Source organism: Croceitalea sp. MTPC6, assembly GCF_036985525.1.
Taxonomy (GTDB): domain Bacteria; phylum Bacteroidota; class Bacteroidia; order Flavobacteriales; family Flavobacteriaceae; genus Croceitalea.
This window is the reverse complement of sequence record NZ_BTGR01000032.1, coordinates 1-667: the sequence shown is the minus strand read 5'-3', so window position 1 is coordinate 667 and position 667 is coordinate 1. Positions and strand designations below refer to the sequence as shown.

The window sequence follows — 667 nt, the reverse complement described above, 5'->3', positions numbered from 1 at the left end:
CCTTATAATCTGCGTGAATGCAGAATAATCCACCGCACCTTCCTTGTAGGCAAGTAACGCACCCTTACGCTGTTCTTCTGCAAGTGGCAAAGCTTCATCTCTGTAAAATTCCCAAGATGTTTTCCATTTTTGATAGGCTTGTACTGCCTGCTGAAATTCAGATTGTAGTTGGCGTTGGGTATAGTCCGCATTTGTCTTTGCGATTTCGCTATTGATTTTAGCGGCTTTGGCTTGACTGCGCTGTGTGCCCGAAAACAACGGGACGGAAATACCTGCCTGATAGGTGTAGAATCCGCTATCGCCATTGACCTGTTGCAATCCACCTTGAAGGTTTAATTTAGGAAGTAGCTCGGCACGAGCTGCAACATAGTTTGCTTCGGCTTCGTCGATGCGCCTTTGTGAAAGTTCCAACTCTGGATGTCTTTCTAAATTCGCACCCAATCCCAATAGAGCCACCTCATTTTCTTCAAGCGAATCTGGTACAGAATAAAAAATGTCTGTTGCCAGCCAGAGATTTAGCTTTTGCAAGGCAATGGCATAATCGCTTTCGGCCTGTTGCAGTTTGTTACTGATTTGCAACGCTTGATTTTTAGCCGATGAATATTCCAATCTGGAAATGGCTTCTACTTCAAAGTTGAGTTGGATGGCCGTTTCAAACTGTGAATAG

General features: G+C 44.4%; 1 protein-coding gene. It reads right to left on the bottom strand.

Features of this window, described 5'->3' with window-relative positions:
* Nucleotides 1–667 (bottom strand): TolC family protein (locus tag AACP56_RS17910; RefSeq protein WP_339339083.1); only part of this gene is annotated, 667 nt, incomplete at both ends.